Raw genomic sequence first — 8,533 nt, forward strand, 5'->3', positions numbered from 1 at the left:
CTGTCTATGCTCCGCCCGCTCAGTAACCGAGCGGCGGCATTGGCTCGCCGGCCGGTTCTGCGGTGCGCATTTCGTCCGTGTCGTCGGTCTGCAACTCCTGGAACGCACGCCAGGTCAGCACCAGAAGGAAACAGAAGAAGGAAAAGGAAATGACGATTGCCGTCAGGATCAGCGCCTGCGGCAGCGGGTTTGCGGTGCCAGCCGGCAGGGCGTCCATGCCGGCCGGGATGATCGGCGGCACTTCGCGCGTCAGCCTGCCCGCAGTAAACAGCAGGAGGTTTACGGCATTGCCGAGAATGGCGATGCCGAGCAGCATGCGGATGCTGTGGCGCGACAGCATGAGATAGATCGCCACCGAAAAGAAGATGCCGACGAGAATGGAGAAGACCGCTTCCATCAGTCGCTTTCCCTTTCTTCCAGCGCAAGCGCAATGGAGGTGATGGCGCCGACCACGACAAGATAAACACCGATATCGAAGGACATGACGGTGGAAAGCGGCACCTCGACGCCGAACAGGCCGGGATAGACCCAGAGCCCGGTCATGAACGGCACGCCAGCTGCAATCGAAATGAGGCCGGACAGCATCGCCATCAGCAACCCCGCGCCTGCGATCGACAGCGGATGAAACACGATGGCCCGCCTGACCGCCGCGACACCATAAGCGATGCCGTAGATCGCCAGCGCCGAAACGGCGATCAGCCCGCCGATAAAACCGCCACCCGGCTCGTTATGGCCGCGCAGCAAAACGAAAATCGAGAAGAGCACCATGAGGCTGGTGATGACGGGGGCGACGGTGCGCAGAATGAGCGTATTCATGCCCGCACTCCCTTCTTCTTTGGCGTCTTTGCCGGGCCCTTGACGGGGGCGGCCGGGCGGATGCGGATGAGCGCGAGGATGGCGAGGCCTGTTATCATCACCACGGCGATTTCGCCCAGCGTATCCGTGCCGCGGAAATCGACGATGATGACGTTCACCACATTGGCGCCATGGGCGATGACCTTGGAATAGGTGTTGTAGAAGTCCGTCAGGCGGTTATCGAAGCTCGCTTGCGTCGCCCGCATCAGGAACAGGGCAAAGCCGGTGCCGCAGGCAATGGCGATGGTGCTGTCCAGCAGCTTCTGGCCAAACCCGCGATGGTCCGACGGCGACAGGCGAAGCCGCGTCATGACCAGCGTCAGAATGACCACCGACAGGGTCTCGACCATGAATTGCGTAAACGACAGATCAGGCGCGCCGAACAGCAGGAAAATCACCGCCACGGCAAAGCCCTGAATGCCGAGCGCGATGATGGCGGTCAACCGGCTCGACGCCGTCAGGACAGCGACAAGGCCTGCGACCGCGATAGCGATGAAGGCCAGCTCATGGATCTGCATATCGCGCGGCCATGAGGGCACCGCCGGAAGCTCACCATAGAGAAACAGCGGTGCAAGCAGCACGGCGGCGATGACGGCGAAGGTGGCGGTGACATAAAACTCCAGCCGGCCGGGCTGGATGATCCGTGTGACGTGGAAGGAGATTTTCACCAGCGCTTCGATGAAGACATCGAAACCCCTGTCCGGCCCTGCCCCCAACGCCTTGAACGTGCGGTCCATCAGGCTGCGGAGGGGGGCAAGCTGCGTATAGAGGACAATGCCGAGCGCGACGGTGAGCAGCGACAGGCCGAGCGGCACGCCGATATGGGGAATGAGCGAGATTTCCACCGGGCGCGGCTCGCCGGCAATGGCGCTTGCCATGGGCGTGGAGATGTAGAAATGCGCGATGCCCGAAAAGAGGGCGATGGTGAGCCCCTTCAGCGCCAGCAGCGCCGGGCCGAGCCAGAGCAGCAACGGGCCTTCATGCGCGTGTTTCGGGGTTTTCACCGGCTTGCCGAGGAAGGGTTTCAGCGCCACGGCGAAGGCGACGGCGAACATCAGCCCGTTGCCGAGAATGGCGATGCCGGTAAACAGCACGGCGCGCGGATTGCCATGCGCCAGCGCGTAATAAATCTCTTCCTTGGCGAGAAAGCCGAAAAACGGCGGCAGGCCGGCCATGGAAATCGCGGCGGCCAGCGCCGCCGCAAAGGTGATGGGCATGGCCTTGCGCAAGCCACCGAGCTTCGTGACGTCACGCGTGCCGGTCTCGTGGTCGATGATGCCGGCGACCATGAACAGGGCACCCTTGAACAGCGAATGCGCCACCAGATAAAGCACCGCGGCCTCGATGGCGTGGTCCGAACCGAAGCCGGTCAGCATCACCAGAAGGCCGAGGGACGAAACGGTGGTATAAGCGAGCATCAGCTTCAGGTCGGTCTGGCGCACGGCCAGCAGCGCGCCGGTGAGCATGGTCAGGCCGCCGAAGAAGGGCAGCAGGATCTGCCATGCGGCGGTATCGCCAAGCACCGGGTTGAGACGCATCAGCAGATAGACGCCGGCCTTCACCATGGTTGCCGAATGCAGATAGGCCGAAACCGGCGTCGGTGCTTCCATGGCGTTTGGCAGCCAGAAATGGAAGGGAAACTGCGCCGATTTGGTGAAGGCGCCGCCGAGGACCAGCAGCAGTGCCGCCAGGTAAAACGGGCTGTCGCGCAATATATCGCCGCCGCGCACCAGCATCGACAGTTGCGTCATGCCGCTCATGTCCCAGATGAAGATCAGCCCGGCAAGCAGCAGCAGGCCGCCGCCACCCGTCACCACCAGCGCCTGCAAGGCGGCGCGGCGCGAGGCGGCACGCTCGTGATCGAAGCCGATCAGCAGGAAAGAGGTGATGGAGGTCAGTTCCCAGAAAACGAACAGCATCAGCAGGCTGTCGGAGACCACGACACCCAGCATCGCCCCCATGAACAGCAGCAGGAAGGACAGGAACCGGCCCTGCTGCGGGTGTCCCTTCATATAACCGCCGGCGTAAAGCACGATCAGCAGGCCGATGCCGGTGATCAACAGCGCGAAGGTGAGCGACAGGCCATCGATGAACCAGGAGAAGCTGAGGTTGAAGCTCGGCACCCAGGCATAACCGCCGGTCACGATCCCGCCCGCCGCGATGTCAGGCAGCATCAGCGCGAAATGGACAAAGGCAAGCCCCGGCGCAAGCGCCAGCAGCCAGGCGGCATTGTGCCCCAACCTCTTCACCAGCGCCGGCGCGGCGAGCGCCGCCATAAACGGCAAAAACAGCGACAGGAATGTCAGCTGCGTGACATCTGATGTCATTCACATCTCCCGGGGTGTCCCCCACACATCTGCCTGGGGTGTCCCCAACCCCGCGCGCCAATGACTGGCGTTCTCTTTTTCAAATCGAATTTTCAGTTAAGGCATAGGCAACGTCATCTCAACCCAAATCGACTCCCGATCCGCAGCATAACGGACTCGTTATTGAGATGTGTCCTCTTTCAATCCGTAACGGCGATGACTATTTCTGGCAGGAACAGAAAGGATCATTCCATGAGCGATCTGACACCCCCCAAAGTCAACAAGAGCGATGCCGACTGGCGTGAGCAGCTGACCCCGGAGCAATATCGCATCCTGCGCGAGCACGGCACCGAGCGCGCCTTTACCGGACCCTACTGGGACAGTTTCGAAAAGGGCCTCTATCGCTGCGCGGCCTGCGACGAGCCGCTGTTCCTCTCCGACACGAAATTCGATGCGGGCTGCGGCTGGCCGAGCTATTTCGAGCCGGTGAAGCCGGGTGCGGTGACGGAACATCGTGACGCGAGCTACGGCATGGTGCGCATCGAAATCCGCTGCGCCAATTGCGGCGGCCATCTCGGCCACGTCTTCCCCGACGGCCCGAAGCCGACCGGCCTGCGTTACTGCATCAACGGCCATTCAATGGTGTTCGAGCCGGTTTGAGGCGGGTTTAGAACCCTCTCAATTGGCCGCGTGTCCGAAAATCTCCCGACGCCCCTGAAACCGAAGCTTTCTTGCGGGCGAATGGAAGCGATGTTTTCCGCCTCGATGGCGACGACCGGCACATGCACCTCATTGCCGGCGGCATGGTCGACAAGCACCGGCACCAGCCGGTGCCGTGGCATTGTCCGGCGTCTGTGGCGAGCCTCGAAACCGGCTTCAGGATGTCAGCGGAACCAGGCTGAACGCGGTGACCACGGCGAAATAATGAACGGCGGCGGCGGCGACGACGAAAGCGTGCCAGATGGCGTTCTGGAAACGCAGCTTTTCCCAGACGTGGAAAATCACGCCAAGCGAATAGATGATGCCGCCGGCGACGATCAGCCAGAGCGTGAGGGGGGCAAGGTGAGACGACAAGGGCTCGACCACCATGATGCCACTCCAGCCCATGGCGAGATAAAGGCCGATGGCCACCCGGTCGTAGCGGCCGGGAAACAGGCATTTGAGGAGGATGCCGCAGAGGGCGGCGAGCCAGATCAACCCCAGCATGGTGGCGATCAGCGGGTCGTTTATGCCACGCATCAGAAAGGGGGTATAGGTGGCGGCGATGAGGATGAAGATCGCCGAATGATCCAGCCGGCGCAGGAACCATTTCACCTTGGAGTGCGGCCAGATGTTGTAGGTGAAGGACACGGAAAGACAGGCGACCAGACCGAGACCGTAGATCCATGCGGCCGCAATCGCGCTCAGCGTACCCCAGGCGGTCGCGTAAAAAATCAGCGCCGTGGCGCCGACCAGCGCAAAAACGATGCCAACGCCATGGACGATGCCATCGGCGACGATCTCGTGAAAATCATACTGGCGCCCGAACCGCCATAAATCACTCATAGTCCAATCCCGTCTGCGTGCTTTCACCAAAGCATGGAGACAATATTAGACAGGAACAAGACAGCGGCCGGTTAACGGCGATCAAATTGCGTTCGATGCTGTTGCGAAAGGAGAGGTGGCGTTTTGTTTGAGCCAACGAACGCCCTTGGAGCGAGCGGTTGCCGTCTGCTTCTTCCCCCGCCGGGGAGAAGTCCGCGGCAGCGGGATGAGGGGGTAAGCCCTCGTTCTATCGCTGGCGTTGCCCCCTCATCCGACCCTTCGGGCCACCTTCTCCCCGACGGGGAGAAGAAACTCGCGGCGACCTCGCAGCCTTTTTAAGTCGCGCATCACAAAGCCGCAGCGCATTCCTGACAGAACGGCGTATAGGGCACGGCCTTCAACCGATCGTCGGAAATCCTCTTGCCGCATTTGACACAGGTGCCGAAGGTGCCCTCGGCGATGCGGTCGAGCGCGGCGTCGATGGCGCGCAGCTCGTCCTGCCCCACCTGCCCCATCTCGTCCAGCACCTCGTCATTGTTGCGCTCCGTGGCGCGGTCCTCGTCGTCGGGATTGCGCGGCTGTTCAAAATCGGCCTCGATCCGGTGCAGGCGGCGATAAAGCTCACGCTGGCGGTCGCGCAGGATTTTCTCGTAGCTTTCGACATTCATGGTCTTTCCTCCAGCCGGTGCGGGCGGCCATTCGCCCGCAACCCTTTTGTGACCGCTCTTTACCGGTCGATCAGCACCGAGCACTTGGCGTGGCGCACCACGCGGTCGGCGGTGGCGCCGATGAAATAATTGGTAAAGTCCGGCGTATGCGACGCGATGATGATCAGATCGGCCTTGTGTTCCTCCGCCGCCGCGATGATCTCGCGCGCCGGCGCGCCGCTTCTGATTTCCTGGCTGCCGTTAAAGCCGCTCTTTGCCTTCAACTCCGCAAGTTTCGCCTTGGCGTCCTTGATGGCGTTTTCGATGAGGTCGACGGGCAGGTCGATCGCCATGTAGCCGGGCAATTCCTCAACAACATTGATGAGGACGATCTCACCGTTGGGGTCCAGCAGCGCCTTGGCCTTTTCAAGGATCTTTTCCCCCTTGTCGGTGGCGCTGAGGTCTACCGGTACGATGATCTTCTTGTACATGGCTGTCTCCTTTGGCGTTATCCGCCGTTCGCGTATCAGGCTAAACCCATATTTCCCTGCCGCGGCGGCCTTCGCCTTGATCGAAGTCAAGGCCGCGTCGGCCCCGCCGCAGGGCGTTGTCAACAAATAGTGGACGGTCAATCGCCAGACGACGATCTTTGCTGAACGACGAAATCCGCCCATATTCACGACAGACAAACGCCGCGAAGCGGCGTCGGCCGATGCCGGCGACCGCCGATCCGCTTTCCGGCGCGTCATATTCAATATGGAGATTATGATGAGTGAAATCAAACAATTCGCCCTGACGCGACCGGCCTATGTCGGCCAGGCGCATCTCATCGTTCACGATCTGCCGCGCGTTTCGGATTTCTACCAGAAGATCATCGGCCTTTCGGTCCTTGAAAAGAGCCGGAGCGGCGAGGTTCTGGGCGTGAATGGCCAGCCGCTCCTGACGCTTTCCACCTCCAACACGGCGGAACGCGCGCCACGCAATGCCGCCGGCCTTTTCCACACCGCCTTCCTGCTGCCGAGCCGTGATGATCTGGCGCAATGGCTGGCCCATGCCGCCCATAACAACGTGCAGTTTCAGGGCGCATCCGATCATCTGGTCAGCGAGGCGATCTACCTTGCCGACCCCGAAGGCAACGGCATCGAGGTCTATCGCGACCGGCAGCCATCGGAATGGACCTACCAGCCGGATGGCACGGTGGAGATGGCCACACTCGGCCTCAACCTTCAGGCGCTTTACGACAGCGCGCCGAAGACGGCCTTTGCCGGTGCGGCGGAAGGAACCGCCATCGGCCATATCCATCTGCAGGTCGGCAATATTCCGCAGGCGGATGAATTTTATCAGGATGTGCTGGGCCTGAAGATCATGGCGCGTTATCCGGGCGCGAGCTTCTTCGGCTCCGGCGCCTATCACCACCATGTGGCCGCCAATATCTGGAACAGCCGGGGTGCCGCCGCCCGCAAGGACAATATGACCGGCCTTTCCGGTTATTCGCTGAAATTCAATGAGCCCGAAGCGCTCGACAGGGCGGTTGCCGCACTCGACCGGCTGGAAATCGCCACCGAACGGCAGGCTGACGGCATTGCCCTGAAAGATCCGTGGGGCATCGGGCTAAAGCTTTCCGCATAAACGCAAAAAGGGGCGGCAGAAATTTGTGCCGCCCCGGAACCGCCATATTTTTCGAACGTTTGTCACCTTATTGGGGGACCGCTCGATGAATGAAAATGCCAGACCGGACAAGACCGGCACTTTGAACCACAATGGCGCCGGCACCGCAGCCGCTCCGGCATCAAAAGGCGATCCGCTGGAGCCGCCTGCGTCCGGTTCCCACCGCGACGATGCCCGCAGCCAGCAGCCGCTTGGCCGCGAAGCCCTGGATGTGGTCGTCGCCTGGTCGGTGATCGGCATCTTCCTCATCATGCTGATGGCCGTCATCCACGAATTGTCGCTCATCCTCATCCCGGTGGTGATGGCGATCGTTGTGGGCATGATCCTCGGCATCGCCGCCGAAAAACTCGGCTCCTACGGCATTCCCGGTTTCGGCGTCGCGCTCATTCTTTCAAGCCTCGTGGCGGCGGTGATGTTTTTCGTCATCAATTCGCTCACCGAGCCGCTCTCGCTCCTCGCTTCGGAAGGCCCCGCGCTGGTGGAGCGCAGCATCGACCGCTTCCTGCCCTATCTGCAAAGTCTCAGATGGCTGAATATTTCGGCGGCCAGTTTCAGCATGGGGTCGATGTCGATGGAATCGCTGATTTCCCGCAGCGGCGAGATCATCTCGCTGCTCGGCTCCAACGTCACCCCTGCGGTCATTCAGGGCCTGATCTTCCTCGCAGCCCTGCTGATGTTTCTCTATAGCCGGCTGCGGCTGCGCAAGGCGATCATCATGGCCTTCCCGGCCCGCCATCAGCGGCTCAGAACCATCCGCATCATCGGTTCGGTGGAAGAGGTGCTCGGGACCTATTTCGCCACGGCGGCGCTGATCTATGCCGGGCTCGGCGTGACGATGGTGGTGATCGCCTATTTCGGCGGGCTGGCCATGCCGCTCCTGTGGGGGCTCTTCGCCTTCCTCTCCAGCTTCGTGCCGTTTCTCGGCATCACCGCCATGACGATAGCGCTGACGGTGGCGGGCATCATCACCCATGACAACATCATTCTGGCCCTTCTGCCGGCGGCGATCTTCTTCACCATTCACCTGCTGATGGAAAACCTCGCCTTCCCGGCTGTCGTCGGCCGCAACATGGAAATCAACCCGTTCCTCGTCTTCGTGATGATCATCTTCTGGACGTGGATGTGGGGAGCGGCCGGCGCCATGCTGGCCCTGCCGCTGTCGCTGATCGCCATGACGGCGACACGGGAACTGTTTCCGTCGCGCCGGGTCACGCCCAAACTGCCGGATTAAACACCGGCTTTCCGGCAGGAAATGCGACAAACAGGGGATTGGAGTGTTTTCGTGACTTTGAAGGAAGGCGAAACCGCTCCGGGGGGTGGGCTTTCGGGAGGTTGTCCGTTGATGGTGGGGTGCGTGGGGCTTACCCCCCTCTGCCCTGCCGGGCATCTCCCCCTCAAGGGGGGAGATCGGCAGGAGGCCCTACCATTGCTCCATTCGCAACTGTCGTGATGGGCGAAACCTAACCGCTTGTCGATCTCCCCCCTTGAGGGGGAGATGCCCGGCAGGGCAGAGGGGGGTAAGCCCCACGCACC

At 61.6% G+C, this 8,533-nt stretch carries 10 protein-coding genes; 3 read left to right on the forward strand and 7 right to left on the reverse strand.

Annotated features, from left to right (window positions below):
• Positions 1-19: 19 nt before the first annotated feature.
• From JZX88_RS22015 to JZX88_RS22025, 3 genes are read right to left on the reverse strand one after another with little or no spacing between them, the layout of a single operon-like run.
• On the reverse strand, positions 20-397 hold the full coding sequence (locus tag JZX88_RS22015; RefSeq protein ID WP_065115159.1) for a Na+/H+ antiporter subunit C: 378 nt from the start codon (positions 395-397) through the stop codon (positions 20-22).
• The gene (locus tag JZX88_RS22020; protein WP_110757468.1) at positions 397-816 is read right to left on the reverse strand and encodes a Na+/H+ antiporter subunit B; all 420 of its coding nucleotides are present in this window, start codon (positions 814-816) and stop codon (positions 397-399) included. Before JZX88_RS22020 ends, JZX88_RS22015 begins: the two co-directional genes overlap by 1 nt.
• Positions 813-3,182 (reverse strand): putative monovalent cation/H+ antiporter subunit A, encoded by a 2,370-nt coding sequence (locus JZX88_RS22025; RefSeq protein WP_206914695.1) that lies wholly within the window; start codon positions 3,180-3,182, stop codon positions 813-815. Before JZX88_RS22025 ends, JZX88_RS22020 begins: the two co-directional genes overlap by 4 nt.
• 231 nt (positions 3,183-3,413) lie before the next feature.
• Between JZX88_RS22025 and msrB the strand changes: the two genes are divergently transcribed.
• Positions 3,414-3,821 carry a peptide-methionine (R)-S-oxide reductase MsrB gene (gene msrB, locus JZX88_RS22030; RefSeq protein WP_206914696.1) on the forward strand — a complete coding sequence of 136 codons (408 nt, stop codon included), beginning with the start codon at positions 3,414-3,416 and terminating at the stop codon, positions 3,819-3,821.
• Between the two features lie 216 nt (positions 3,822-4,037).
• Here the strand turns inward: msrB and JZX88_RS22035 are convergent, their stop codons facing one another.
• The 4 genes from JZX88_RS22035 to JZX88_RS22050 form a co-directional block, all read right to left on the reverse strand.
• A complete protein-coding gene (locus JZX88_RS22035) occupies positions 4,038-4,706 on the reverse strand; it encodes a hemolysin III family protein (RefSeq protein ID WP_065115155.1) in 669 nt (222 codons plus the stop codon).
• A 326-nt stretch (positions 4,707-5,032) separates the two neighbouring features.
• A complete protein-coding gene (locus tag JZX88_RS22040) occupies positions 5,033-5,353 on the reverse strand; it encodes a TraR/DksA C4-type zinc finger protein (RefSeq protein WP_142855486.1) in 321 nt (106 codons plus the stop codon).
• A 59-nt stretch (positions 5,354-5,412) separates the two neighbouring features.
• Positions 5,413-5,823, reverse strand: coding sequence for a universal stress protein (locus JZX88_RS22045; protein ID WP_065115153.1), 411 nt, complete (start codon positions 5,821-5,823; stop codon positions 5,413-5,415).
• A gap of 40 nt (positions 5,824-5,863) precedes the next feature.
• On the reverse strand, positions 5,864-6,118 hold the full coding sequence (locus tag JZX88_RS22050; RefSeq protein ID WP_142855485.1) for a hypothetical protein: 255 nt from the start codon (positions 6,116-6,118) through the stop codon (positions 5,864-5,866).
• Between JZX88_RS22050 and JZX88_RS22055 the strand changes: the two genes are divergently transcribed.
• Together JZX88_RS22055 and JZX88_RS22060 are read left to right on the forward strand one after the other, a co-directional pair.
• Positions 6,101-6,961 carry a VOC family protein gene (locus JZX88_RS22055; RefSeq protein WP_142855484.1) on the forward strand — a complete coding sequence of 287 codons (861 nt, stop codon included), beginning with the start codon at positions 6,101-6,103 and terminating at the stop codon, positions 6,959-6,961. The genes JZX88_RS22050 and JZX88_RS22055 overlap by 18 nt on opposite strands.
• A gap of 85 nt (positions 6,962-7,046) precedes the next feature.
• Positions 7,047-8,231, forward strand: coding sequence for an AI-2E family transporter (locus tag JZX88_RS22060; protein WP_065115151.1), 1,185 nt, complete (start codon positions 7,047-7,049; stop codon positions 8,229-8,231).
• Positions 8,232-8,533 lie beyond the last annotated feature (302 nt).

It is taken from the genome of Agrobacterium sp. OT33, assembly GCF_017313365.1.
Lineage (GTDB): Bacteria > Pseudomonadota > Alphaproteobacteria > Rhizobiales > Rhizobiaceae > Agrobacterium > Agrobacterium rhizogenes_A.

Bases quoted from the DNA above. Each gene is read 5' to 3' on its own strand.
- JZX88_RS22045 (WP_065115153.1), bottom strand. From the start codon at position 5,823: ATGTACAAGAAGATCATCGTACCGGTAGACCTCAGCGCCACCGACAAG.
- msrB (WP_206914696.1), top strand. From the start codon at position 3,414: ATGAGCGATCTGACACCCCCCAAAGTCAACAAGAGCGATGCCGACTGG.
- JZX88_RS22035 (WP_065115155.1), bottom strand. From the start codon at position 4,706: ATGAGTGATTTATGGCGGTTCGGGCGCCAGTATGATTTTCACGAGATC.
- JZX88_RS22025 (WP_206914695.1), bottom strand. From the start codon at position 3,182: ATGACATCAGATGTCACGCAGCTGACATTCCTGTCGCTGTTTTTGCCG.
- JZX88_RS22040 (WP_142855486.1), bottom strand. From the start codon at position 5,353: ATGAATGTCGAAAGCTACGAGAAAATCCTGCGCGACCGCCAGCGTGAG.
- JZX88_RS22060 (WP_065115151.1), top strand. From the start codon at position 7,047: ATGAATGAAAATGCCAGACCGGACAAGACCGGCACTTTGAACCACAAT.
- JZX88_RS22020 (WP_110757468.1), bottom strand. From the start codon at position 816: ATGAATACGCTCATTCTGCGCACCGTCGCCCCCGTCATCACCAGCCTC.
- JZX88_RS22055 (WP_142855484.1), top strand. From the start codon at position 6,101: ATGAGTGAAATCAAACAATTCGCCCTGACGCGACCGGCCTATGTCGGC.
- JZX88_RS22015 (WP_065115159.1), bottom strand. From the start codon at position 397: ATGGAAGCGGTCTTCTCCATTCTCGTCGGCATCTTCTTTTCGGTGGCG.